Origin of the sequence: Enterococcus ureasiticus (assembly GCF_001730285.1) — a bacterium.
GTDB lineage: Bacteria > Bacillota > Bacilli > Lactobacillales > Enterococcaceae > Enterococcus_L > Enterococcus_L ureasiticus.
Genome location: NZ_MIJZ01000001.1, coordinates 264469 through 290221, shown reverse-complemented (window position 1 = coordinate 290221; position 25753 = coordinate 264469). Strand labels below are relative to the sequence as shown.

Sequence of the window (25753 nt, the reverse complement as noted above, 5' to 3'; positions counted from 1 at the left end):
TAAAAAAAATGGCCTTTTCCCACCAATTTCACGTTTTACTAAGATTTGGTTTAATTTTTCCTTTAAAATAGTCGCTTTTTCTAGTGTTTTTCCTTTATAATAGAATCAGTAAGAAAAAGGGAGAGAAAATTGGTGGAAAAACGAAAAACTTATATTGGCTATTTTATTTTTTTCATGAAATTACTGATTCCTTCCTTAGTACTGTTATTTATACTAAGAGGCTTTATTTTGATTCCAGTACCTGTAGATGGAAATTCGATGGAGAAAACTCTTAGTCAAGGTGATATGATTGTGATGGAAAAGTTTTCTTCGATCAAGCGTTTTGATGTAGTAGTTTTCAAATTACCGAATGGAACAATTTATATTAAACGTGTGATTGGACTACCTGGAGAGGCTGTTCGGTATGAGAATGATCAGCTTTATATAAATGAAAAGCCCATTGAAGAACCGTTCTTAGAAAAAAATATAAAAAAAGATCACGAGACAGCACCTTACACGACTAATTTTAATTTGAGTGATCTTACGACAGAAGATGTTTTACCCAAAGATAGTTATTTTGTATTGGGGGATAATCGACGAATGTCAAAAGATAGTCGATCTTTTGGGGCTGTTGAAAGTAAATATTTTTTAGGAAAAGCTCAGTTTGTATACTACCCAATAACACATATGAAATTCATACCAAGATAGGTGATAAAATGACAATACAATGGTTTCCAGGACACATGGCCAAGGCCAGAAGAGAAGTATCAGAAAAAATTAAATATGTTGATATTGTTTTTGAATTGATCGATGCAAGACTACCTCTTTCATCCCGAAATCCAATGATGGATCAACTAGTTCAACAAAAACCTCGTTTGATTTTGCTTAATAAAGGTGATTTAGCTGATAAAGAGCAAAACCAGAAGTGGCAGCATTATTTTCAGGAAAAAGGCTATCACACGTTGATTATTAATGCACAACAAAATAAAGGCGTTAACAAAATCGTTCCTGAAGCAAAAAAAGCATTAAAAGAAAAACTTGATCGTGAACGTTCAAAAGGATTGAAACCACGGGCCATCCGTGCGATGTGCATTGGGATTCCAAATGTCGGTAAGTCAACTCTGATGAATCGTTTAGTCGGAAAAAAAATCGCACAAACAGGGAATAAACCTGGCGTAACGAAAGGTCAGCAATGGCTTCGTTCTGGGACTGATTTAGAGCTATTGGATACACCAGGAATCTTATGGCCTAAATTTGAAGATCAAGAAATCGGTAAAAAGTTAGCATTAACTGGAGCAATTAAAGATCAATTACTTCATCTAGATGATTTAGCGATATATGGATTAACATTTTTTTCACGTTTTTATCCGGAGCGTTTGGTTGAACGCTACAAGCTAACACAAGAGGAAAGTTTTTTACCAGGAGCTGAACTTTTGATGCTAATCAGTCAAAAGCGTGGATTTCGTGACGATTATGATCGAGCCAGTGAAATGATCATTCAAGAAATCCGCAGCAGTAAATTGGGACCGTACACTTTAGATCGTTGGGAAGAATTAGGAGCTACAAAAGATGAAAACTGAATCAATTCAGCAAATTAAAGCAACCTTAGCCACTATTGATAAAAGAGATGATGAAAGAGTCCAGTTGTGGCAAACGGACGAACGTAGCGGTGTTCAACAAGCTCTAGCACAATGGGATAGAAGGATTCAGCGTCATGAAAAGGAATTAGCGTTGTTTGAAGAAATGCAGCAATTTGAAAATAACGCACGAGCTAAAGGACATCGTTTGATTGTAGGAATCGATGAAGTAGGGCGTGGACCGTTAGCAGGACCCGTTGTTGCGGCAGCTGTCATTCTTCCAGAAAATTTTCAACTTCTTGGGGTAAATGATTCTAAAAAGCTATCTGCGAAAAAAAGAGATGAACTGTATGGTGAAATTCAAAATCAAGCGATTTCAATCGGAATCGGTATGGTGGATCACAACAAAATCGATGAAATCAATATTTATCAAGCCTCAAAACTAGCTATGGGGATAGCGTTAGAAGATCTTTGCTTTATTCCAGATTATTTGTTGATCGATGCAATGAAGCTAGATGTTAGAATTCCTCAAGAAAGTATTATTAAGGGCGATGCTCGTTCGATATCGATTGCTGCAGCAAGTATTGTTGCTAAAGTTATTCGTGATCGTTTGATGGAAGACTATGCTAAAATGTATCCGGGATATGGATTTGAAAATAATGCTGGGTATGGTACAAAAGAACATTTGCTAGGCTTGGATCAACAAGGAATTTGTACAATTCACAGAAAAACGTTTGCTCCAATCAAAGATATGTGTTAAAAAAATAGAAAATACCTTTTTTTGCGAATACTTATTATAACAAGTATTTGTGAAGGAAGGTTTTTTTATGGAAGAAAAGCAACGAGATCTACTTTTTAAATTAGCAGTTTGTAACGGTATTGGCAATTTAGGAATATTAAAAGTTTTAGACTTTTCAATGAAATATAATAATAGTACAGACTTTTCGAAAGAAGAAATTATTCAAATCGCTGGAATTACGACGTATCAAAAATTATTTTCTGAATCATGGGATCATTGGACAAACGACCTAGAAAAATTAAAAGAATACCAAGATCAACACACCTTTATTACGATATTAGATCCAATTTATCCTTATTACTTAAAGCAAATTTATAATTGTCCTGTGTTGCTGTTTTATAAGGGAAATATCGAGCTTTTAGAAAAAAATTGTCTGTCTTTTATTGGCGCAAGGGGTGCTTCTGTTTATGGTATTAATGTTGTGCGACAACTGATTCCTGAAATGATCAGCAATGATTTAATCATTGTTAGCGGATTGGCTAAAGGAATCGATAGCGTTAGTCATCAAGTCGCAATGCAACATGGTGGAAATACGATTGGTGTCATTGGGACAGGACTTGATATTTGTTATCCAAAAGAAACCGCGCATATTCAGCGCAAGATGATGGATGAACAGCTAGTCATCAGTGAATATACTAACGGTACGGGACCTAGAAAATATCATTTTCCAATGAGAAACAGAATTATTGCTGGAATGAGTCTAGGTACTTGCGTGATTGAGGCAAGAAAAAAAAGTGGTTCTTTGATTACAGCTCAAGCTGCATTAGAGTATGGTCGTGAAGTTTTTGCAGTACCAGGTAATTTATTTGAGTCTCAATCTGATGGCTGTCACGGTCTCATTCAAGAAGGAGCCAAATGTACAATTTGTCCACAAGATATTCTAGAAGAAATTCAACTTTTTTCGATTTAACTGTATCAATCCTTGACAAACCTGCGATGAATAGATATGATGAAGTACGATTTGTGAGTTCTCTACATTTTGATATATATAATAGAAGAAACACAAAAACGAAAGGAGCCACACGTTGAATGGCGTATAAATATCTAGTTATTGTGGAATCACCAGCTAAAGCCAAAACGATTGAAAAATATTTAGGAAAAAACTATAAGGTTGTTGCCAGTGTTGGGCATATTCGAGATTTACCCAAAAGTAAAATGGGTGTTGATACTGAAAATAATTATGAACCGCATTATATCTCTATCCGAGGTAAAGGTGATGTCATTAAAAGCTTAAAATCGGCTGCTAAAAAAGCTGAAAAAGTTTATCTCGCAGCCGATCCGGACCGAGAAGGAGAGGCCATTGCTTGGCATTTGTCTTTCCTTCTTGGCTTGGATTTGAATGATAAAAATCGCGTTGTATTTAATGAAATTACGAAAGAAGCGGTAAAAGCCGCATTTAAAGAACCACGAACAATTAATTTAGACTTGGTTGATGCACAACAAGCACGTCGTATTTTAGACCGTCTAGTTGGTTATTCACTGAGCCCGATCCTTTGGCGTAAAGTCAAAAAAGGCTTGAGTGCTGGTCGAGTACAATCGGTAGCACTTAAAATTATCATTGACCGTGAGAATGATATCCGTAAATTTATTCCCGAAGAATATTGGAGTATTGATGGTAATTTTCAGAAAGCAAAGAAAAAATTCAAGGCTAATTTCTGGGGTCTAGATGGTAAAAAGAAAAAATTACCAAATGCTGAGGCAGTAAAAGAAGTTACGACCCGAATCAAAGGTAAAGAATACGATGTAACAAAAGTTGAGAAAAAAGAACGCAAACGTAATCCAGCATTACCTTTTACAACCAGTAGCTTACAACAAGAAGCTGCAAGAAAGTTAAATTTCAGAACACGAAAAACCATGATGGTTGCGCAACAATTGTATGAGGGAATTGCTTTAGGTAAACAAGGTACAGTGGGGTTGATCACCTATATGCGTACAGATTCTACTAGAATAGCAGATTCAGCTAAAGCAGAAGTAGCGGAATACATTGAAAAAACGTATGGTAGTGAATTTTCTGCTCATGGTGGACGCAAAGTCAAAAATGCTCAAGGAGCTCAAGATGCCCATGAGGCGATCCGTCCCTCTAGCGTAATGCGTGCTCCAAATGAAATCAAACAATACTTAGATAAAGATCAATTAAAACTGTATACATTGATTTGGTCACGTTTGGTTGCTAGTCAAATGACACCTGCTGTTTTGGATACAATGAAAGTAACGTTAGAACAAAATGGTGTAATTTTCGTTGCTAATGGAGCTAAAGTCAAATTCAAAGGTTTCATGCAAGTTTATGTTGAAGGTCGCGATGATGGCAAAGAAGATAAAGAAAATATTTTGCCGGATTTAGCCGAAGGTGACAAAGTGAATGCTTTGGATATCGAACCAAAACAGCATTTCACACAACCACCAGCAAGATTTAGTGAAGCAACCTTGATTCGAGCTTTAGAAGAAAATGGTGTAGGACGTCCATCAACCTACGCGCCAACTTTAGAAACGATCCAAAGACGTTATTATGTTAAATTAACAAATAAACGTTTTGAACCAACTGAATTGGGTGAAATCGTCAATTCATTGATTGTTGAATTCTTCCCGCAAATTGTTGATGTTCATTTTACAGCTTCAATGGAAGGTGATCTAGATAAGATCGGCGTTGGTAAGGAAAAATGGGTTGAGGTCGTTGACCGTTTCTACCGACCATTTGAAAAAGAGCTGACAAATGCAGAAGAAAAAATCGAAAAAATCCAAATCAAAGATGAGCCTGCAGGCTTCGATTGTGATCTTTGTGGACATCCAATGGTGATTAAGCTAGGACGCTATGGTAAGTTTTATGCTTGTAGCAACTTCCCGGAATGTCGCAATACTAAAGCAATCGTCAAAGAAATCGGTGTTACTTGTCCAGTGTGTAATGAAGGGCAAGTTATTGAACGTAAATCTAAGAAAAACCGATTATTCTATGGTTGTAGCCGCTATCCAGACTGTGACTTTACTTCTTGGGATAAACCAATTGGACGTCCGTGTCCAAAATGTGGTCAATATCTTGTTGAGAAAAAAGTCAAAGGTGGAAAACAAGTCGTCTGTATCAATGGTGATTATGAAGAAAATATTCAAAAATAAATAATATCCACAAAATAAGAAATTTAAAAACCAGCGGAAGATCCCGTTGGTTTTTTGAAGAAAAGAGGAAATATATGACTACTTCTGTAACAGTTATCGGCGCAGGTTTAGCCGGCAGTGAAGCCGCTTGGCAAGTTGCTCAGGCAGGTGTCCCAGTAACACTTTATGAAATGCGTCCAGTAAAAAATACTCCAGCACACCAAACTGAAAATTTTGCTGAATTAGTATGTTCCAATTCACTAAGAGGAAACAACTTGACCAACGCTGTTGGCGTGTTAAAAGAAGAAATGCGCCGTTTGGATTCAATCATCATCACTAGCGCAGACAAAACTGCTGTGCCAGCAGGTGGAGCATTAGCAGTTGATCGTGACACGTTTTCACAAGAAGTTACTGACAAAATCAAAGATCATCCATTGATCACAGTGAAAAATGAAGAAATCACAGCAATTCCAGATGGAATCGTGATAATTGCAACAGGGCCGTTAACGTCAGAATCATTAGCAGAACAGATCAAAGAGTTTAACGGATCAGATGGTTTTTACTTCTATGATGCAGCAGCACCAATCGTTGACAAAGCAACGATCGATATGGACAAAGTTTACTTGAAATCTCGCTACAATAAAGGCGAAGCAGCCTACTTAAATTGTCCAATGACAGAAGAAGAGTTTAAAGCATTTTATGAAGCGTTAATTTCTGCAGAAGTTGCGCCTTTAAAATCGTTTGAAAAAGAGAAATTCTTTGAAGGCTGTATGCCAATTGAAGTAATGGCCAAACGTGGTATCAAAACGATGTTATTTGGTCCTTTAAAACCAGTTGGATTAGAGGATCCAAAGACCGGGAAACGTCCATATGCCGTTATTCAATTACGTCAAGACAACGCAGCTGCTTCATTATATAACCTTGTAGGTTTTCAAACGCATCTAAAATGGGGCGAACAAAAGCGTGTTTTCCAAATGATTCCTGGTTTAGAAAATGCTGAGTTTGTCCGTTATGGCGTTATGCACCGTAATAGCTTTATGAACTCGCCAGAGCTATTAAAACCAACATATCAATCTCAAAAAAGAGAGAACTTATTCTTTGCTGGTCAAATAACTGGGGTCGAAGGATATGTAGAAAGTGCAGCTAGCGGTTTACTAGCAGGTATGAATGCAGCACGTTTGGCTAAAGGAGAAGAACCTGTAGTTTTCCCGAGAGAAACAACTTTAGGAAGTATGGCCTATTACATTACACATGCAGAAGGCAAACATTTCCAACCAATGAACGCTAACTTCGGCTTATTCCCTGAATTGCCAGAAAGAATTCGAGATAAAAAAGAACGCTATGAAGCAATTGCAGACAGAGCTTTGACGACATTGGCACAAGTAACAGAAAATCTAAATCTTGTAGAACAAACTAAATAATCAAAAGACCAAAACAAATCGAAATTTTTGTTTTGGTCTTTTGATTTGTCCATGACAAGCGAACAATAGATTAAATTATGCTTATAATTTATGAGCATTTAAAGGCAAATATGAATAAATTGTTACCAAATTTGAAAATATTGATTAAATTCTGACAATTCGTTTGTTTTTTCAAATGGGTTATGCTAAAGTTACTTTGTAATTTAATGGAGGAAGGTCTATGCAAGAGAAAAATTGGTCAGAATTATTTTTAAACTATTTGATCGTTGAACGAGGCTATTCTGAAAAAACCAAAATTGCTTATGAAGAAGATATGCTCAATTTTTTTGAATTTTTAAAGGATTCTGGCGAGGCTGATTATTTAAGTGTCGATCATTTGGATATCCGTACCTATCTAAGTTTTCTCTATGATAAAGAATATAGTCGGAATTCAATTAGTCGAAAAATTGCTAGTTTACGCTCTTTCTATCAATTCTTACTTAAAAATGAAGTAATCAAAGAAAATCCTTTCTCGTATGTACACATGAAGAAAAAACAATTGCGACTTCCTCGTTTTTTTTATGAAAAGGAGATGGATGCTTTATTCGAAAGTGCCAAAGGCTCAAAACCTTTAGAGTTAAGAAATCAAGCATTATTAGAAATCCTTTATGGTACTGGTATTCGTGTAAGTGAATGCACTAATCTAACCTTACAGTCAATCGACTTTTCTACGAATGTGTTACTGATTCACGGAAAAGGAAACAAAGATCGCTATGTGCTTTTTGGTTCTTTTGCTCAAGATGCATTAAAGGAATATTTGGAAAATGGGCGAGCTGTTTTGATGGAAAAACATCACCGTGAACATGCGTTTGTATTTGTTAATCATCACGGTGAACAAATTACTCCTACTGGTATTGAATATGTTTTAAATCAGCTTATCAAAAAAAGTACGTTAAATAGTGATATTCACCCTCATATGTTGCGTCATACATTCGCGACGCACTTACTGAATAATGGCGCTGACATGCGTACGGTCCAAGAACTGTTGGGACATTCTGATTTATCCACGACTCAGATTTACGCTCATGTAACAAAAGAAAGTCTACAAAAAAATTATCGAACATTTCATCCTCGTGCATAAAGAGGATGGATTTTGACTAGATATGCGGGTTAGCACTAATCTCAACAATTCCTAAGAGCTAAAGCTCTAAGGAATGAAGGTTTTTAGGAAAAAGATAAAAAATGAGCCTGTACAGCTTTTAAATTAGGAGGAACTAAAATGGTTGAATCACAATTTCATTCAACAACAATTTGTGCTGTTGAAAAAGACGGAAAATTTGCAATGGCTGGTGACGGTCAAGTAACAATGGGCGAATCTGTTGTTATGAAAGGAACTGCTAAAAAAGTTCGTAGAATCTATAATGACGAAGTTGTTGTCGGTTTTGCAGGAAGTGTAGCAGATGCTTTTACACTAGAAGAAAAATTTGAAGGTAAGTTAAACGAATACAATGGTAATTTAACTCGTGCTGCTGTCGAGTTAGCACAAGAATGGCGGACGCAGCAATCTATGCAAAAATTAGAAGCAATGTTGATCGTTATGAACGATAAAGAAATGTTGCTTGTCTCAGGTACAGGTGAAGTGATAACTCCAGATGACGGCATCTTAGCAATCGGATCAGGCGGTAACTTTGCATTATCTGCAGCTCGTGCCATGAAACACTATGGAGATAAAGATATGTCTGCTAAGGAAATAGCTAAAAATGCATTAAATATCGCAGCTGATATCTGCGTCTTTACAAATCACAATATTATCGTAGAAGAATTATAAATGGGGGACAACGACCATGAATGAATTAAATAAAACACCAAGAGAAATCGTCAAAGAATTAGATGAATATATTATTGGACAAGAAACTGCCAAAAAATCTGTGGCAGTCGCTTTAAGAAATAGATATCGCCGTTTACAACTTGAAGAGAAAATGCAGCAAGACGTAACGCCTAAAAATATGCTGATGATTGGACCAACCGGTGTCGGGAAGACAGAAATTGCTAGACGCTTGGCAAAAATCGTCAACGCACCCTTTATCAAAGTAGAAGCGACCAAATTTACAGAAGTTGGTTACGTGGGTCGAGATGTAGAATCGATGGTTCGTGATCTAGTTGAAAATGCGATTCAAATAGTAGAAAAACAACAATATAGCAGAGTTTACTCTCAAGCCTTAAAAAAAGCGAATAATCGTTTAGTGAAAGTTCTTGTACCAGGTATCAAAAAAGAACAAAAACAAACATCCAATAATCAATTTGAACAAATGATGCAAATGTTCAATAGTGGGCAACAACCTCAAGAGACACAAGAAGAAGTAACTGAGGAAATCAAAGTTAATCGAAAAACAATTCTTGAACAACTGGAAAAGGGCTTGTTAAACAATCGTGAAGTAACGATTGAAATAGAAGAACCTAAAAAAACAATGCCTGCTATGAATAATGGTATGGAACAAATGGGTATCGATTTAAACGAAACACTAGGTGCGTTATCTCCTAAGAAAAAAGTAGAACGTACAGTGACTGTCAAAGAAGCACAAGAGCTATTAGTCAAAGAAGAATCTGCCAAAATCGTTAAAGATGCAGACATCCACAGCGAAGCTATTCGCTTAGCTGAAAGTAGTGGAATCATTTTCATTGATGAGTTTGATAAAATCACATCAAAAAGTCAGCAAAACTCAGGTGAGGTTTCCCGTGAAGGTGTACAGCGAGATATTTTACCTATTGTTGAAGGGTCACAAGTCAATACAAAATACGGTCCGATTCAAACAGAGCACATTTTATTTATTGCATCGGGTGCATTCCATTTATCTAAACCAAGTGATTTGATTCCTGAATTGCAAGGTCGTTTCCCGATCCGTGTCGAGTTAGATGATCTAACAGCAGAAGACTTTGTGCGGATTTTGACAGAACCCAATAATGCGTTGATCAAACAATATATTGCTTTAATTGGTACTGAAAATGTCACAGTTATTTTTACGAAAGAAGCTATCGAGCGAATTGCAAATATTGCATTTAACGTTAATCGTGATACTGATAATATTGGCGCACGTCGCTTGCATACGATTTTGGAACGTTTGTTGGAGGATTTATTATTTGAAGCACCAGATATGCAAATGGGTGAGATTACTATTACAGAAGCATATGTGAACGAGAAATTAAATAGTATTGTTCAAAATGAAGATTTAAGCCGCTATATTCTTTAGGATTATTTAGATATATATCTGAAGGAGTTTTTCATCTTTAACTTTGAATCATAATGAATAAACGTACACAACGGAACACTGTTGCATGTATTATCTAGCTTCAAGAGCTAGCCTCTCGGGAAAAAGATAAAAAATAAATGAGACAAAAAGCATCTCATTCATTTTTTCTTATTTTCCTTTCAAGGCTGAACGAGCTCTTTCAGCTTTTAAATTAGGAGGAGTAAAAATGACTACTTTATTAGAAAAAACCCGTCAAATCAATAAACTTTTACAACAGAAAAATACCTTTGATCAAAAGGCCGAATTACCGTATGACAAGATGGCCGTGATTTTAGGGGATGTTTTAGATAGCAATGCATATATTATTAGTAACGAAGGGGTTTTGTTAGGGTATAACGAAAAACTAGATGTTAATAATGCGCGTGTAAAGCACATGTTTGAAGAAAAAAGATTCCCGCAAAGCTATACAGATGCGGCTGACAACTTAACCAAAACAGAAGCAAATATCTCTATTACTAGTGATTTGACTGCATTTCCTGTTGAACTACGTGAAAAATATCCTTTTGGATTAACAACAATCGTGCCAATGTTTGGGGCAGGTGAACGTTTAGGAACGATTATACTAGCTAGAGTAGAACAATCATTCAATGATGAGGATTTGGTTTTGGCTGAATATAGCGCCACAGTTGTTGGTATGCAGATTCTTTATCAACAATCCCGCAATATCGAAGCTAATGTTCGTAGTGCAACAGCTGTACAAATGGCAATCAATACATTATCTTACAGTGAATTAAAAGCGGTTCAAGCGATATTTAAAGCCTTAGATGGCGAAGAAGGTAGATTGACTGCTTCTAGCATTGCCGACGAAATCGGGATTACTCGCTCTGTAATCGTAAATGCTTTAAGAAAATTAGAATCTGCGGGTATCATTGAATCAAGATCTTTAGGAATGAAGGGGACTTATTTAAAAGTCTTAAACAAACAATTTATCAAGGAATTGGAAAAAGATAATAAGTAGGGGGCGTAGAACATGACTGTACAAATTGAAAATGAATTTTTAATTGCAACTATCGCAGAAGACGGTGCTGAACTTGTCAGCTTGAAATCAAAGAAAAATAATATCGAATACATCTGGCAAGGAGATCCCACATTTTGGGGTCGCCATGCACCAGTATTATTTCCAGTTGTCGGGCGTTTAAAAGATGATCAATACACATACGAAAATCAAACATACCCGATGGGGCAGCATGGATTTGCTAGGGATAGTCTTTTTGAAGTGATCGAACATGGATCTGAGTTAGTTTCACTATCGTTAAAAAGTAGTAAAGAATCAAAAAAAGTGTATCCTTTTGATTTTGAATTGATTATCTCTTATGCGCTAAAAGAAGAGAACTTAGTCGTTGATTATCAAGTTGAAAATACTGGTACTGGCGATATGTACTTTTCAATTGGCGGTCATCCTGCATTTAATGTTCCCTTAGAACAAAATTTGACATTTGACGATTATTATCTAAGTTTTTCACCTAAAAAATCTCGCACTCAGATTCCCTTAGTAGGACCTTTCGCTGATTTTGAGCATAAAACATTAGGACAAACGAATACTAGTCTTGATATCCGCAGAGAGTTATTCAAAGATGATGCAATTATTTTTGAAACCAAAGGAATAAACACCTTTACGATTGAAACAGATGAAGGGTCTCACAGCATTAGTTTGAGTTACACAGATATGCCTTATGTTGGCGTTTGGTCTCCTTATCAAAAAGAAGCACCATTCGTCTGTATCGAACCGTGGTGCGGCATAGCAGACGAGGTAAATGCGTCAGGAAATCTTGTTGACAAAAAAGGCATCAACAAATTAACTGCATCAGATGTCTTTAAAACACAGTACACACTTACAGCTAAGTAGAATGATATCAAAAAACTAGGACACGAAGTCTCACAAACTTCATGTCCTAGTTTTTAATCTTTTGTTTTATCGTTTTTGTGAGCACCTAAACCAAATGGTACTCGACTTTCAGTCCCGTCTTTGATCCGCTTTATATTATCTTTATGACGGATAAAAATAAAAATCGTCAAAGCTAAAGCAATCGATGTCAACAACCAGTCAAATTGAGGCAGGATAGCCGGAATAGCAAATGGTAAAATGACTGTTGAAAGCGTGATTAGCACAGCACTGATCATACTAGTCAAACTCACCATGCTGGTAATATATAATATAATAATAAAAATTAAAGCAGAATAAACAAAAAATGCTGGATTGTAAGCCAAAATCATTCCTGCACTTGTCGCGACAGCCTTTCCTCCTTTGAAATTTGCGAAAATCGGAAATGTGTGACCGAGAACCGCTGCAACACCAAAAACTAAAGGATTAACATTCAAACCAAATAGCAGAGGTAAACTAGTTGCTAGCGTTCCTTTTAAAATATCCATTAGCAAAACAGCTATGCCAGCTTTTTTTCCCAGAACTCTAAACGTATTTGTCGTCCCTGTATTGCCACTACCAAATAGACGAATATCCTTTTTAAAAAAGAGTTTTCCAACCCAAACACCTGAAGGTATAGAACCAAGTAGATAAGCAATAATTAATAGCACGAAGAATTTCATTAAGCAACCTCTTTCTGTTCAAACTAGCATTTATTTTATCATGAATAGAAACAGCTAACAATAATTAAATATTCGTTGTATAATGAAAGGAAGAGAAATTTAGAAAGGAAGATCAAAATGCCAATAGAAAACCCATCACAAAAACAAATTTTTGATTACTTAAAACAAGCCAAACGAATCGCAGTAGTTGGGCTAAGCGCAAAAGAAGACCGCACGAGTTATCAAATTGCCAAATTACTACAAAATTATGGCTATGAAATCATTCCTGTAAACCCAATCCTAGCTAGACAAGAAATTCTTGGTGAAAAAGTCTATGAAAAATTACAAGATGTACCCGGCCAAATCGATATCGTCGATATTTTTCGCAGAAGTGAATTTTTACCTGAAGTTGCGCAAGATTTCATAGAAACCGATGCAAAAGTCTTTTGGGCCCAATTAGGTCTGGAAAGTGAAGAAGCTGCTGAAATGTTGAAAAAAGCAGGAAGAAATGCTATTATAATGAATCGTTGCATTAAAATTGAATTAGCTGAAATGCCTAAATAGATGCAAATAATCTTAAGAAAGAGTGGCCGTTTAGGAAAGCTCTTTTTTTTTGGGAGCTTTTAGAGTATTATTGTAATGATGTGGCCTTGCGCCCTATAATTCAAGTATAAGGAGTTTTTTCTTTGGCGAAAAAAGTAAACAATGAATACAATGACGCCTCCATCCAGGTTTTAGAAGGATTGGAAGCTGTACGAAAAAGACCAGGAATGTATATCGGCTCCACAGATAGCCGCGGATTACATCATTTAGTCTATGAGATCGTTGATAACGCAGTTGATGAAGCATTATCCGGTTATGGAAATGAGATCAGCGTGACGATCCAAAAAGACAATAGTATCAAAATCACTGACTCCGGCCGCGGAATGCCAGTTGGAATGCACGCATCTGGAATTCCCACAGTAGAAGTAATCTTCACTGTTCTTCACGCTGGTGGTAAATTTGGACAGGGTGGTTATAAGACTTCCGGCGGTCTTCATGGTGTAGGTGCCAGCGTAGTGAATGCATTATCTAGCTGGTTAGAAGTACGCATCGTTCGTGACGGTGTTGAATACATGGAACGTTTTGAAAACGGTGGAAAACCCGTTGGAACCTTAAAAAAAGTTGGAAAAACGAATAAAAAGAATGGAACTTCTGTGATTTTTCTTCCTGATGAGACCATTTTTTCTACCATACATTTTTCATACGATACTTTAGCAGAACGTTTAAGAGAATCTGCGTTTCTATTAAAAGGTGTAAAAATTTCTCTAACAGATCTTAGAGGAGAAGAACCAAAAGAAGAAATTTTCCATTATGATGAAGGAATCAAAGAATTTGTGGCCTATCTAAACGAAGAAAAAGACACGTTAACACCTGTTGTCTATTTTTCAGGTGAAAAAGATGGCATAGAAGTTGAGCTTTCTTATCAATATAACGATGGCTATTCAGAAAATGTCCTTTCATTCGTAAACAACGTACGAACAAAAGATGGCGGTACTCATGAAGTGGGAATGAAATCCTCAATGACGAAAGCATACAATGAATATGCAAGAAAAGTTGGTTTGCTAAAAGAAAAAGATAAAAATCTAGAAGGTAGTGACTTCCGTGAAGGATTAGCAGCAGTATTATCGATCCGTGTTCCGGAAAACTTATTACAATTCGAAGGGCAAACTAAAGAAAAACTCGGCACGCCAATGGCTCGCAATGCAGTTGATAACGTTGTTGGAGAGCAAATGGGCTTTTATCTACAAGAAAATAGCGAAATGAGCCAACAATTGATCCGTAAGGCAATCAAAGCGCGCGAAGCCCGTGAAGCAGCCCGTAAAGCGCGTGAAGAAAGTCGAAATGGGAAAAAGCGGAAAAAAGGGGAATCTCTTTTATCTGGTAAACTAACACCGGCACAATCGCGCAATCCTAAAAGAAACGAATTATATTTAGTCGAAGGAGATTCTGCCGGCGGTTCAGCAAAACAGGGACGAGATAGGAAATTCCAAGCGATTTTACCTTTGCGAGGGAAAGTTTTAAATACCGAAAAAGCGAAGATGCAGGATATTTTGAAAAATGAAGAAATCAACACGATGATCTATACAATTGGGGCAGGTGTTGGTCCGGAATTTTCAATTGAAGACTGTAACTACGATAAAGTCATTATCATGACCGATGCGGATACCGATGGTGCACACATCCAAGTCTTGCTATTAACATTCTTTTACCGTTATATGAAACCCTTGATCGAAGCAGGGAAAATCTATATTGCGTTACCGCCACTTTATAAAGTATCAAAAGGAATCGGTAAAAAAGCAGTAACAGAATATGCCTGGACAGATGAGGAATTATCTAACGTGACTGAACAAGTCGGCAAGGGTTATATGCTTCAACGCTACAAAGGTTTAGGGGAAATGAATGCAGATCAGCTGTGGGAGACCACGATGGACCCTGAGACACGTACATTGATCCGAGTTAGAATAGATGATGCTGCACAAGCAGAACGTCGTGTAACGACGCTCATGGGCGATAAAGTTGAACCAAGAAGAAAATGGATCGAACGCCATGTGCAATTCACATTAGAAGAAGATGGTAGTATTTTAGATAGAAAAGATGGCGAGACAGAGATTTCTCCATCCATTTCAAATGAAGTACTAGATGAAGAAAAAAAAGAAGAAACTGAACGTAAAAATGCAGAGACCGAAGCAGCAGAAGAAATCAGTTTATTCGATTTAGAGTAGGGAGTGACGAATTTGGAAAAACGCCAGGATATTCAAGAATTAACGCTTGAAGAAGTAATGGGCGATCGTTTTGGAAGATATTCCAAATATATCATTCAAGAACGTGCCCTACCGGATATTCGTGATGGGTTAAAACCTGTACAACGCAGAATATTATACTCCATGAACAAAGATGGAAATACCTTTGAAAAAAGTTTTAGAAAATCAGCAAAATCTGTTGGGAATATCATGGGGAATTATCATCCCCACGGCGACAGCAGTATTTACGAAGCAATGGTTCGTTTAAGTCAAGACTGGAAACTTCGTGAAGTTTTGATCGAAATGCACGGGAATAACGGAAGTATGGATGGTGATCCACCAGCTGCGATGCGTTATACAGAAGCACGTTTGTCTGAATTAAGTGGAGAACTTTTAAAAGATATCGAGAAAGAAACAGTCGATTTTGTTTGGAACTTTGATGATACGGAAAAAGAACCAACTGTTTTACCAGCTAAATATCCCAATTTACTCGTGAATGGCTCAACTGGGATTTCAGCTGGTTACGCTACAGAAATTCCTACTCACAATTTAGCGGAAATTATCGACGGTACGATTCACTTGATTGACCACCCGAATGCAACATTAGATAAACTAATGGAATTTATTCCAGGTCCAGATTTTCCAACAGGTGGGATTTTACAAGGAAAAGAAGAAATCAAAAAGGCCTATGAAACAGGTCGTGGAAAAGTGATTCTTCGTTCAAAAACAAGGATCGAACCTTTAAAAGGCGGCAAACAACAAATCGTTGTCACGGAAATTCCTTATGAAGTCAACAAAGCAACATTAGTTAAGAAGATGGATGAAGTTCGCTTAAATAAAAAAATCGATGGTATTGCTGAAGTTCGTGATGAAAGTGACCGAACTGGATTACAAATCGCGATTGAATTGAAAAAAGATACAAATGCTGAAGGTATTTTAAATTATCTTTTCAAAAATACTGAGTTGCAAATCAATTACAACTTCAATATGGTAGCAATCGATAATATGACACCGCAGCAAGTTGGTTTAAAACGAATTTTAGATAGTTACATTGCTCACCGTAAACAAGTAATCACTAATCGTAGCCAATTTGAATTGAACAAGGCAAAAAAACGCCAACATATCGTAGCTGGCTTAATTAAAGCTCTGTCGATTCTAGACAAAGTAATCGAAACGATTCGTGCTAGTAAAGATAAGAAAGATGCTAAAATGAATTTAGTAAAAGCCTACGCTTTTACTGAAGAACAAGCAGAAGCTATTGTTACGTTGCAATTATATCGTTTAACTAATACAGATATCACGCAGCTTGAAAAAGAAGCGGAAGAGTTAAATCTACTTGTTACTGAGTTGACAAAAATTTTGAGTGATGAAAAAGAATTGTTCAACGTAATGAAAAAAGAATTGCGCGAAGTCAAAAAACAATACGGTAACCCACGTCTAACTCAAATAGAAGATGAAATTCAAGAAATCAAGATTGATACAAAAGTTTTGATTGCTCAAGAAGATGTCGTTGTTACAGTCACGCATGAAGGGTATATCAAGCGAAGTAGCATACGTTCATATAGCGCTTCAAAACCAGAAGAGGTCGGAATGAAAGACGGAGACTTTTTGCTTTATACTGGTGAAGTCAATACGCTAGATCATATCTTACTGATTACAAACAAAGCCAATGTGATTTATCGACCTGTTCATGAACTTCCAGATTTGAGATGGAAGGAAATCGGTGAACATATTTCACAAGCTATTTTAAATCTCTCAGTTGATGAATCGATCATTGCTGTTTATACCTACAAAGAACTATCTCCAACGAAGACATTTGTTTTCATGACAAAAGAAGGTATGATCAAACAAAGTAAAATGACTGATTTTGAACCTTGGAGAACGTATAAGACGCGTCCGACAAACTGTATGAAGTTGAAGTCTGAAACAGATGAAATCGTAAATGTTTATTTGACAAACGAACAAAAGATCTTAGACGTCTTTTTAGTCAGCCACCGTGGATTTGGATTACGCTATCCGTTAGAAGAAGTACCTGTAGTTGGTGCTAAAGCTGCTGGAGTTAAGGCGATGAACTTAAAAGAGCAAGATTATGTGGTAAATGGCTTGCTAGTTCACGAAGATGGCGATACACCGATTGTGATGTTAACACAACGAGGAAGTATCAAACGAATGTTAGCACAAGAGCTACCACAACTCGGGCGGGCAAAACGTGGACTGATGGTTCTTAGAGAATTGAAAAAGAATCCTCACCGCGTATCGTTTATGTCTGAAAGTAGTTCGTTAGAATTATTAGTCACAACACAAAATGGTAAGCAATACACCATTGATTCAGAAAAATATCCAATCAACGATAGAACATCTAATGGTTCATTTATGCTTGATGAAAAACAAGATGGTGAAATTTTAGAAGTCCATGAAATGCATACGGCAGAATTAGTGCCAAAAGCTGAAGAGGAATCTAAGTAATATCGTTAAACTGTTCTATAGAATTAAAGGATACCGGAATCTGTACTAGTACAGATTCCGGTATTTTTATTACAGATTTCTTACTTTTTAAATTCATACGAAATATGTTAGTTAATATAATCACAAACTGAAAATGCCTATATAAAAGCATTTGTTCATTTTTTTTTATAAAATATAGGTAATTCGCTCAAATTATAGTAAGGAAAGGCTTGCATAAAAATGATCATGTGTTATACTAATCACATAAAGCTGTTACAGTTGATTTCAGCATACTAAGGAGGCCCCAAAATGGAGCAATGGAAAGGCTTTAAAGGCGACAAATGGAGAACATCAGTAGATACACGTGACTTTATTCAAAGAAACTACACTGAGTACACAGGTGATGATTCATTTTTAGAATCAATCGCACCAAGTACAGACAAATTATGGACAAAATTACAAGAATTATTTGAAGTACAGCATGAAAAAAATGGTGTTTATGATATGGACACAAATATTCCTGCAACTGTTACTTCTCATGAACCTGGATACTTGATTAAAGAAGAAGAAACTATCGTTGGTTTACAGACAGATGTACCATTGAAACAAGCATTTATGCCATTTGGCGGTATCAATATGGCAAACAATTCTTTAACTTCAAATGGTTACGAAGTAGATGCTGAAATGTCTAAAATCTTTTCAGAGTGGAGAAAAACACATAACCAAGGTGTTTTCGATGCGTATACTCCAGAAATGAGATCAGCACGTAAAAATAAAATTATCACTGGTCTTCCAGATGCTTATGGCCGTGGCCGTATCATCGGTGACTACCGTCGTATTGCTTTATACGGAATGGATTTCTTGATTGCTGAAAAGAAAAAAGATTTAAGTAACACTGGTAATAAAGTAATGACAGACGATGTTATTCGTTTAAGAGAAGAAATTTCTGAACAAATCAGAGCAATGGCTGACTTAAAAGAAATGGCTTCAACTTACGGGTTTGACATCTCTAAACCAGCTGAAAATGCAAAAGAAGCAATTCAATGGTTATACTTCGGTTACCTTGGTGCTATCAAATCACAAAATGGAGCGGCTATGTCTATCGGACGTATTTCTGCATTCTTGGATATCTATATCCAACGTGATTTAGAAGCAGGTTTGATCACTGAATTTGAAGCACAAGAAATGATTGACCACTTGATCATGAAATTACGTATGGTTAAATTTGCTCGTACACCTGAATACAACCAATTATTCTCTGGTTACCCAATCTGGGCAACATTATCAATTGCTGGAATGGGCTTAGATGGCCGTTCATTAGTGACTAAGAGTGATTTCCGTATCTTACACACACTAACGAACATGGGTCCATCTCCTGAACCAAACTTAACTGTGTTATATTCTTCACATTTACCAGTTGGATTTAGAACGTTTGCATCTAAAATTGCAAAACAAAGTTCATCTATTCAATTTGAAAATGATGACTTATTACGCGCTAACTGGGGATCAGATGACTGTGCAATTGCATGTTGTGTATCTGCAACTGTTATGGGTAAAGATATGCAATTCTTCGGTGCTCGTGCTAACTTAGCAAAAGCTGTTCTTTATGCTATCAACGGTGGAGTAGACGAAAAAACTAAAATGCAAGTAGCACCTAAATTCCGTCCAATGACTGGAGATACTTTAGACTATAATGAATTTATCGATCGTTATAAAGACATCATGGATTGGTTAGCTGAATTGTATGTAAATACTCTAAATGTTATCCACTACATGCATGATAAATATTCTTATGAAGCGGCTCAATTAGCCTTCATGGAAAGCAACTTACAACGTACATTCGCAACTGGTATTGCAGGGATTTCACATGCTGCTGACTCAGTAATGGCAATTAAACACGGTAATGTACAAGTTATCCGCGACGAAGATGGTTTAGCAATCGATTATGTTCCTCAAAATGAGTTCCCAACTTATGGTAATGATAATGAAGAAGCAGATGCAATGGCAAACTGGATTCTTGAGTACTTCATGACTCAAATCAGACGTCAACACACGTACCGTAATGCTAAACCTACAACATCATTATTAACAATAACTTCGAATGTTGTTTATGGTAAAGCAACTGGTAATACACCAGATGGACGTCGTGCAGGTAAACCATTAGCACCAGGTGCTAACCCAAGTTATCAAGATGGTAAATTCTTAGGTGAGAAAAATGGTCTTTTAGCATCACTTAACTCAACTGCTAGATTAGAATATACTAGTGCATTAGATGGAATTTCTAATACACAAACAATCAATCCTAACGGTCTAGGTAAAGATGATGATACAAGAATCGACAACTTACGTAACGTAATGGATGGCTACTTTGACAAAGGTGGTTACCACTTGAACGTTAACGTGTTCACAAATGAATTATTATTAGATGCCCAAGCTCATCCAGAAAAATACCCTAACTTAACAATTCGTGTATCTGGATATGCCGTGAAATTCCGTGACCTAACTCCTGAGCAACAAGCAGATGTTATCTCAAGAACTTCACACGATAGACTGTAAAAAACAAACAATTGAAGGGGTGACCTCGCGTCATCCCTTTTTTTAAGAAATGAGGAACAAGGAATGACAACTCCTGTTACTGGTAGAATCCATTCTACAGAAAATTTTGGGACCGTTGATGGCCCTGGCGTTCGATTTATTGTATTCACACAAGGTTGCCGCATGCGTTGCCAGTTTTGTCATAACCCAGACACTTGGAAAATTGGTTCAGGCGGTCGCGTTGTTACAACAGATGAAGTTTTAGATGAAGCAATCAAATATCGTTCTTATTGGGGTGAAAAAGGCGGAATCACTGTTAGTGGCGGGGAGCCATTACTTCAATTAGAATTTTTAACAGACTTATTTAAAAAGGCAAAAGAAAAGGGCATACATACAACAATCGATACTTGTGGCAAACCCTTTACGAGAGAAGAACCATTTTTTAGCCAATTTCAAGAACTGATGAACTATACTGACTTATTATTATTTGATATTAAACACATTGATAATGAACAACATAAGTTACTTACTTCACTAGGGAACGAAAATATTCTGGAAATGGCCCAATACCTTTCAGAAATTGGTAAGCCTGTTTGGATTCGTCACGTTTTAGTCCCTGAACGCAGTGATTATGACGAATACTTAATTCGCTTAGATACATTTATTAAAACATTAAAAAATGTCGATAAAGTCGAAGTTTTACCGTATCACGTAATGGGTAAATATAAATGGGACGAATTAGGGTTAGATTATCCGCTTGAAGGGATCGAACCACCGAAGGATGATCGTGTAGCAAATGCTAAAAAACTACTTCACGTCAATGACTATCAAGGTTATGCATCAAGATAGTCTATAAAAATAGAAAAGAGCGACAATTATTGTTGTTTCTTTTCTATTTTTTGTTATTATTAATAATGAAGAAAAAAGAAGGAGTGAACTATTTTTATGTCAAAAATTCTTGTTTTTGGACACCAAAATCCCGATACAGATGCAATTGGAGCAGCAATCAGTTTCGCATACTTACAAAAAGAGCTAGGTAAAGATACAGAACCAGTTGCTTTAGGAACACCCAGTGAAGAAACACAATACGCACTAGATTATTTTAACGTAGATGCACCACGAGTAGTTGAAAGTGCAGCAGGAGAAACAAACCAAGTAATGTTAGTTGATCACAATGAATTTCAACAAAGTATCTCTGATATTGCCGAATTAAATATTCTTGCAGTTGTTGATCACCATCGTATCGCTAACTTCGAGACAGCAGACCCGTTGTATTACCGTGCGGAGCCTGTTGGTTGTACAAGTACGATCGTTTTAAAACTCTTCAAAGAAAATAATGTCACAGTTCCTAAACAAATTGCTGGAATGATGGTATCAGCAATTATATCAGATACATTATTATTCAAATCACCAACATGTACTCAAGAAGACATTGATGCAGCAAACGAGCTTGCAGATATCGCAGAAATCAATTTAGATGGCTATGGTTTAGACATGTTAAAAGCCGGTACAAATTTAAGCGACAAATCTGCAGAAACATTATTAGATTTAGATGCTAAAAGTTTCCCAATGGGGGATAAAAATGTTCGAATCGCGCAAGTCAATACAGTTGATCTAAACGAAGTACTAGACCGTCAGGCGGAACTAGAAGCTGCAATGAATAACGCAAACACTGCAAACGGTTATGACTTATTCGTATTGATCATTACAAATATTTTAAACAGCGACTCTGAGTTAGTAGTAATCGGAGATTCAATAGATAAAGTAGAAGCCGCTTTTAAAGTGAAACTCGATAATAACCGGGCATTCTTAAATGGTGTTGTTTCTCGTAAAAAACAAGTTGTTCCTCAATTAACTGAAGCATTCAGTTAAAGGCTATACACATCTGATTTAGCAACTTAATAAACTACAGGTGGTGTTTCAATAGAGCCAGCTGTAGTTTTTATTATTATTAAGGTTAAACAAGAAAGAGTGATCCAACCATGGAAAATATAACCTATTATTTTGCATCAAATAGAAATGAAGAAGAACTAAATAAAATCGTCTCTAATCCATTATTCACAAAAATAACGAATTACCTTTCAGAGCGCAAAGAACAAGAAGTCATTTTACGCCAAATAAAAGCAGATATTCCAACAGATAGCAATTTAGAATTATACTTAGATAAGCTGATCAAATACAATCTTCTTGAACGTAAAAACAGAAGATATTCCTTAACTTTTCCTATTTATACCCATGGAGAATCTCTAAAACTCTCAGATTCAATAGTAAAATCATTTCGAACGATTACGCAAGAAGATTCAATACCAATTAATTATTTCGTTTTTGGTGAATGGCTTTGGTCTTTGTTTTTTGAAGAAGAGCAAGATAACTATTTTTTCGGTGTCAAAGCCTCTCCAGAAAGCTTATCAGTCTTTCGTAGAAAAGAAGAGGGGAATGATACACTGCGTTTTATTTCTGTTTATCCAGATAACCTGATTCCTTTAGATCTGGCAAATTATTTCAATTTACTTTCGAAGAGACAGGAGTTGCCTCAACACTTTGAGTCATTACAGAATGTAATTGGAGATGTAGATATCAATTATTTTATTCCTCAAATTCAAAAAGTAATACGATCGGTGAAAAGGAATAAGTCTAGAGAGAGTAAAAAAAATATTTTTCAAGAGGCATTGCTAGTGACAGGAGATCTGAAGAGGAATGAAGAACATCAATTATTTCTTGCTGTTCCAATTCTAGAAAGTGAAGAGCTTTCTAAAGAGATTCAGATCACCTTAGATAAACTAAAAACGGAATTACAGCCATTATGGGAAAAGATCAAAGATAAAAACCAACGTGTATTCTATAAACAACAGTTATATAGTTTCTTATTTATAAATTATCTTCCTAAAGATCGAGAATACATTAGTTATTTCAAAGTCTAAGTTGCTATAATTATATTATGTAAACTGATATATCTAAAATAAAACACCGACCTCTCAATTAATGAAAAATGAAGAGGTCGGTGTTTTTATTAATTGTTTCTTTTGCGGACTTTTTTCGTCCAAAAACCTCCAGAGATAAACTTGGGTTCATACGATATAATAAATGCTCTAGGTTCTTTTTCATTGATTAGTTTATACAAACTACGTTCATTTTTACGTGGAGAAAGAATCTCTAAAATCATCCGTTCGCCTTCGCGGCCTGCACCAAAGCTTTGAGTCACACCGTAACCGTGCTCTCTTAATATCTCCGGTAGATTCAATTGTTCTGTCGAAGAGGGGAGAATAGCCGTTACCATAATGTAGCCTAGTGCCAAATAATCTTCAATTTTGATTCCTACACTGATTCCTACTGCATAGCCAAGAGCATAAACAACTAAGTTAATTGGGTTATCCAAACGATTTAGAACCATACTAAGTCCTAATACGTAAATCGTTATTTCGGCCATACTGACTAAAGGCGCAATCAGACGATAGCCTTTCATTGTTAGCATAAAACGGATCGTATTCAATGTGATATAAGAAAAATTGACCACAAAGATCGTAACAAGCATTTTGATATCCATTTTTAATAATTCCTCTTTTCAATTAAACATATCTGCATATTATAGTACAACATTATGAGAATTAAAATAGTGATAGTCAAAATATAGATGAAATTTCTGATTTTATATCTAATCTGACGAATAACAATTCTGTGCAGCGTTATTTGTTGGATGAATCAGTAGTTTTTGCTATAATCATTATACTACGTATTTTTAAGGGAGAAATGAAATCAGATGAGAATTTTTATCATCATACTTTTGGGGTTATTGTTATTAAATACAACTGCAGCGCTTATTACCGTTTTTAGAAAACCACGGAGCATTTCAAGTGTTTTGGCTTGGATTATGACGTTATTGTTCTTACCAGGAATTGGCTTTATTATTTATCTTTTTTGTGGTAGAGGAATCAATGGTCAAAAAGTTTTCAATCTAACTACTCATGACAAAGAAATGATTACTGAAATCAAAAAAATGGTCGATGAAGATAATCTAAAATCAGATGGAAAATTAGATATTAATTTACTAACTGATGCACGTGTGTTAAACAGATACTTTAGAAATATGGATTCTTCACCATTAAGCAAGCGAAATAGTCTAAAGATTTATACGGATGGAAAAGAAAAATTCGACGCCTTATTCGAAGATATTCGTCAGGCCAAAGAAACAGTCCATGTCGAATATTATTCTTTTTTTAACGATCGTATAGGGAATCAATTTTTAGATTTATTAGGAGAAAAAGTCAAAGAGGGCGTAGCTGTTCATTTAATTTATGATCCTTGGGGTTCTCCAGGAGCAAACAAAAAGTTTTTCGCTCGATTTGTCGCCATAGGTGGGAAAGTAGCGCCATTTATTACATCTAAAAATATGATCAGTAAAACACGCTTAAATTATCATTTACATCGTAAAATTGTCGTGATTGATGGGAAAATAGGGTGGACTGGTGGATTTAACGTAGGTGATCAGTATTTAGGCGAAAGTAAGAAATTCGGTTACTGGAGAGATACGCATATCCGTTTAGTTGGAACGTCTGTTTTCTCACTACAAGAGATTTTTATCATGGACTGGAACGCTTCTGTACAACACGACTCACATAAAATGGATTATTTAGAAAACTATTTCCAAATTGCTGATGACAGCGAACTCGGAAACTTAGCGTTACAAGTTGTTTCTGACGGACCGGATTCTGAAGAAGAAATTCTAAAAAGTGGGTTTATCAAAATGATTTTATCTGCTGAGAAATCCGTCTGGATCCAAACACCTTATTTAATTCCCGATGATAGTATGATCAATGCGTTGTTGATTGCTGTACGTTCAGGGATCGATGTACGGATTATGATCCCATGCATGCCGGATCATCCATTTATCTATCGTGCAACGCAGTATTACGCGAACTATTTGCACAAGCGAGGCGTTAAGATCTATATGTATCAAAATGGTTTTTTACATGCTAAAACGATGATCATTGATAATGAAATCTGCATGGTCGGTACAACGAATCAAGATATTAGAAGTTACGCATTGAATTTTGAAGTAAGCACATTTATCTATGATACACGAATTGCATGGAAACTAACTCAAATATTTGAAGCAGATATGGATAAAAGTATTTTATTAACGGATGAGATTATTCAAGATCAATCACATTGGTTAAGATTTAAACAGAACTTTTCTCGATTATTATCACCGATATTATAAGTTTAAAAGATAAATAGAAAAGAAGTCTAAAATTCGAACGAGGTAAGTATTGCTAAGTTCGAATTTTTCATATTCAAATTCTAGTTAACATAATATACA

Annotated in this window: 21 protein-coding genes; 19 read left to right on the top strand and 2 right to left on the bottom strand. The window is 36.1% G+C overall.

The window, feature by feature from the left end; all coding sequences use genetic code 11:
* The first annotated feature begins 132 nt into the window (after positions 1 to 132).
* From lepB to BCR21_RS01330, 11 genes are all read left to right on the top strand, one after another.
* The gene (gene lepB / locus BCR21_RS01380) at positions 133 to 687 is read left to right on the top strand and encodes a signal peptidase I (protein WP_069644732.1); all 555 of its coding nucleotides are present in this window, start codon (positions 133 to 135) and stop codon (positions 685 to 687) included.
* 8 nt (positions 688 to 695) lie between these two features.
* A complete protein-coding gene (gene ylqF, locus BCR21_RS01375) occupies positions 696 to 1559 on the top strand; it encodes a ribosome biogenesis GTPase YlqF (protein WP_069644731.1) in 864 nt (287 codons plus the stop codon).
* On the top strand, positions 1549 to 2316 hold the full coding sequence (locus BCR21_RS01370) for a ribonuclease HII (protein WP_069644730.1): 768 nt from the start codon (positions 1549 to 1551) through the stop codon (positions 2314 to 2316). The genes ylqF and BCR21_RS01370 overlap by 11 nt, the downstream gene beginning before the upstream one ends.
* A gap of 67 nt (positions 2317 to 2383) precedes the next feature.
* Positions 2384 to 3265, top strand: a complete 882-nt coding sequence (gene dprA, locus BCR21_RS01365; protein ID WP_069644729.1) for a DNA-processing protein DprA — start codon at positions 2384 to 2386, stop codon at positions 3263 to 3265.
* A 119-nt stretch (positions 3266 to 3384) separates the two neighbouring features.
* A complete protein-coding gene (gene topA / locus BCR21_RS01360; RefSeq protein WP_069644728.1) occupies positions 3385 to 5463 on the top strand; it encodes a type I DNA topoisomerase in 2079 nt (692 codons plus the stop codon).
* 74 nt (positions 5464 to 5537) lie between these two features.
* The gene (trmFO, locus tag BCR21_RS01355; RefSeq protein WP_069644727.1) at positions 5538 to 6863 is read left to right on the top strand and encodes an FADH(2)-oxidizing methylenetetrahydrofolate--tRNA-(uracil(54)-C(5))-methyltransferase TrmFO; all 1326 of its coding nucleotides are present in this window, start codon (positions 5538 to 5540) and stop codon (positions 6861 to 6863) included.
* A gap of 220 nt (positions 6864 to 7083) precedes the next feature.
* Positions 7084 to 7983 (top strand): tyrosine recombinase XerC, encoded by a 900-nt coding sequence (xerC, locus tag BCR21_RS01350; protein WP_069644726.1) that lies wholly within the window; start codon positions 7084 to 7086, stop codon positions 7981 to 7983.
* A 138-nt stretch (positions 7984 to 8121) separates the two neighbouring features.
* Positions 8122 to 8670: an HslVU peptidase proteolytic subunit gene (gene hslV / locus BCR21_RS01345; protein ID WP_069644725.1), complete on the top strand. Its 549-nt coding sequence runs from the start codon at positions 8122 to 8124 to the stop codon at positions 8668 to 8670.
* 16 nt (positions 8671 to 8686) lie between these two features.
* The gene (hslU, locus tag BCR21_RS01340; protein WP_069644724.1) at positions 8687 to 10090 is read left to right on the top strand and encodes an ATP-dependent protease ATPase subunit HslU; all 1404 of its coding nucleotides are present in this window, start codon (positions 8687 to 8689) and stop codon (positions 10088 to 10090) included.
* A 226-nt stretch (positions 10091 to 10316) separates the two neighbouring features.
* A complete protein-coding gene (gene codY / locus BCR21_RS01335) occupies positions 10317 to 11108 on the top strand; it encodes a GTP-sensing pleiotropic transcriptional regulator CodY (protein ID WP_069644723.1) in 792 nt (263 codons plus the stop codon).
* 12 nt (positions 11109 to 11120) lie between these two features.
* Positions 11121 to 11996: an aldose 1-epimerase family protein gene (locus BCR21_RS01330; RefSeq protein WP_069644722.1), complete on the top strand. Its 876-nt coding sequence runs from the start codon at positions 11121 to 11123 to the stop codon at positions 11994 to 11996.
* A gap of 53 nt (positions 11997 to 12049) precedes the next feature.
* Here the strand turns inward: BCR21_RS01330 and plsY are convergent, their stop codons facing one another.
* Positions 12050 to 12694, bottom strand: a complete 645-nt coding sequence (gene plsY, locus BCR21_RS01325; RefSeq protein WP_069644721.1) for a glycerol-3-phosphate 1-O-acyltransferase PlsY — start codon at positions 12692 to 12694, stop codon at positions 12050 to 12052.
* Positions 12695 to 12811: 117 nt separating this feature from the next.
* Between plsY and BCR21_RS01320 the strand changes: the two genes are divergently transcribed.
* From BCR21_RS01320 to BCR21_RS01290, 7 genes are all read left to right on the top strand, one after another.
* A complete protein-coding gene (locus BCR21_RS01320; RefSeq protein ID WP_069644720.1) occupies positions 12812 to 13237 on the top strand; it encodes a CoA-binding protein in 426 nt (141 codons plus the stop codon).
* A gap of 122 nt (positions 13238 to 13359) precedes the next feature.
* Positions 13360 to 15438: a DNA topoisomerase IV subunit B gene (gene parE / locus BCR21_RS01315; protein ID WP_069644719.1), complete on the top strand. Its 2079-nt coding sequence runs from the start codon at positions 13360 to 13362 to the stop codon at positions 15436 to 15438.
* Positions 15439 to 15450: 12 nt separating this feature from the next.
* The gene (parC, locus tag BCR21_RS01310) at positions 15451 to 17922 is read left to right on the top strand and encodes a DNA topoisomerase IV subunit A (protein ID WP_069644718.1); all 2472 of its coding nucleotides are present in this window, start codon (positions 15451 to 15453) and stop codon (positions 17920 to 17922) included.
* A 288-nt stretch (positions 17923 to 18210) separates the two neighbouring features.
* Positions 18211 to 20457 (top strand): formate C-acetyltransferase, encoded by a 2247-nt coding sequence (pflB, locus tag BCR21_RS01305; protein ID WP_069644717.1) that lies wholly within the window; start codon positions 18211 to 18213, stop codon positions 20455 to 20457.
* A gap of 63 nt (positions 20458 to 20520) precedes the next feature.
* The gene (gene pflA, locus BCR21_RS01300) at positions 20521 to 21285 is read left to right on the top strand and encodes a pyruvate formate-lyase-activating protein (protein ID WP_069644716.1); all 765 of its coding nucleotides are present in this window, start codon (positions 20521 to 20523) and stop codon (positions 21283 to 21285) included.
* Between the two features lie 96 nt (positions 21286 to 21381).
* Positions 21382 to 22308: a manganese-dependent inorganic pyrophosphatase gene (locus tag BCR21_RS01295; protein ID WP_069644715.1), complete on the top strand. Its 927-nt coding sequence runs from the start codon at positions 21382 to 21384 to the stop codon at positions 22306 to 22308.
* 110 nt (positions 22309 to 22418) lie between these two features.
* On the top strand, positions 22419 to 23357 hold the full coding sequence (locus tag BCR21_RS01290) for a DUF1803 domain-containing protein (RefSeq protein ID WP_069644714.1): 939 nt from the start codon (positions 22419 to 22421) through the stop codon (positions 23355 to 23357).
* Positions 23358 to 23446: 89 nt separating this feature from the next.
* Here BCR21_RS01290 and BCR21_RS01285 read toward each other — a convergent pair whose 3' ends face one another.
* The gene (locus tag BCR21_RS01285) at positions 23447 to 23980 is read right to left on the bottom strand and encodes a DUF2179 domain-containing protein (protein WP_069644713.1); all 534 of its coding nucleotides are present in this window, start codon (positions 23978 to 23980) and stop codon (positions 23447 to 23449) included.
* Positions 23981 to 24193: 213 nt separating this feature from the next.
* On the opposite strand from BCR21_RS01285, the gene cls reads away from it, so the two are divergent.
* Positions 24194 to 25654 (top strand): cardiolipin synthase, encoded by a 1461-nt coding sequence (gene cls / locus BCR21_RS01280; protein WP_069644712.1) that lies wholly within the window; start codon positions 24194 to 24196, stop codon positions 25652 to 25654.
* Positions 25655 to 25753 lie beyond the last annotated feature (99 nt).

Coding starts and splice junctions, on each gene's coding strand:
- ylqF (WP_069644731.1), top strand. CDS start 696: ATGACAATACAATGGTTTCCAGGACACATGGCCAAGGCCAGAAGAGAA.
- BCR21_RS01370 (WP_069644730.1), top strand. CDS start 1,549: ATGAAAACTGAATCAATTCAGCAAATTAAAGCAACCTTAGCCACTATT.
- dprA (WP_069644729.1), top strand. CDS start 2,384: ATGGAAGAAAAGCAACGAGATCTACTTTTTAAATTAGCAGTTTGTAAC.
- topA (WP_069644728.1), top strand. CDS start 3,385: ATGGCGTATAAATATCTAGTTATTGTGGAATCACCAGCTAAAGCCAAA.
- trmFO (WP_069644727.1), top strand. CDS start 5,538: ATGACTACTTCTGTAACAGTTATCGGCGCAGGTTTAGCCGGCAGTGAA.
- xerC (WP_069644726.1), top strand. CDS start 7,084: ATGCAAGAGAAAAATTGGTCAGAATTATTTTTAAACTATTTGATCGTT.
- hslV (WP_069644725.1), top strand. CDS start 8,122: ATGGTTGAATCACAATTTCATTCAACAACAATTTGTGCTGTTGAAAAA.
- hslU (WP_069644724.1), top strand. CDS start 8,687: ATGAATGAATTAAATAAAACACCAAGAGAAATCGTCAAAGAATTAGAT.
- codY (WP_069644723.1), top strand. CDS start 10,317: ATGACTACTTTATTAGAAAAAACCCGTCAAATCAATAAACTTTTACAA.
- BCR21_RS01330 (WP_069644722.1), top strand. CDS start 11,121: ATGACTGTACAAATTGAAAATGAATTTTTAATTGCAACTATCGCAGAA.
- plsY (WP_069644721.1), bottom strand. CDS start 12,694: ATGAAATTCTTCGTGCTATTAATTATTGCTTATCTACTTGGTTCTATA.
- BCR21_RS01320 (WP_069644720.1), top strand. CDS start 12,812: ATGCCAATAGAAAACCCATCACAAAAACAAATTTTTGATTACTTAAAA.
- pflB (WP_069644717.1), top strand. CDS start 18,211: ATGGAGCAATGGAAAGGCTTTAAAGGCGACAAATGGAGAACATCAGTA.
- pflA (WP_069644716.1), top strand. CDS start 20,521: ATGACAACTCCTGTTACTGGTAGAATCCATTCTACAGAAAATTTTGGG.
- BCR21_RS01295 (WP_069644715.1), top strand. CDS start 21,382: ATGTCAAAAATTCTTGTTTTTGGACACCAAAATCCCGATACAGATGCA.
- BCR21_RS01290 (WP_069644714.1), top strand. CDS start 22,419: ATGGAAAATATAACCTATTATTTTGCATCAAATAGAAATGAAGAAGAA.
- BCR21_RS01285 (WP_069644713.1), bottom strand. CDS start 23,980: ATGGATATCAAAATGCTTGTTACGATCTTTGTGGTCAATTTTTCTTAT.
- cls (WP_069644712.1), top strand. CDS start 24,194: ATGAGAATTTTTATCATCATACTTTTGGGGTTATTGTTATTAAATACA.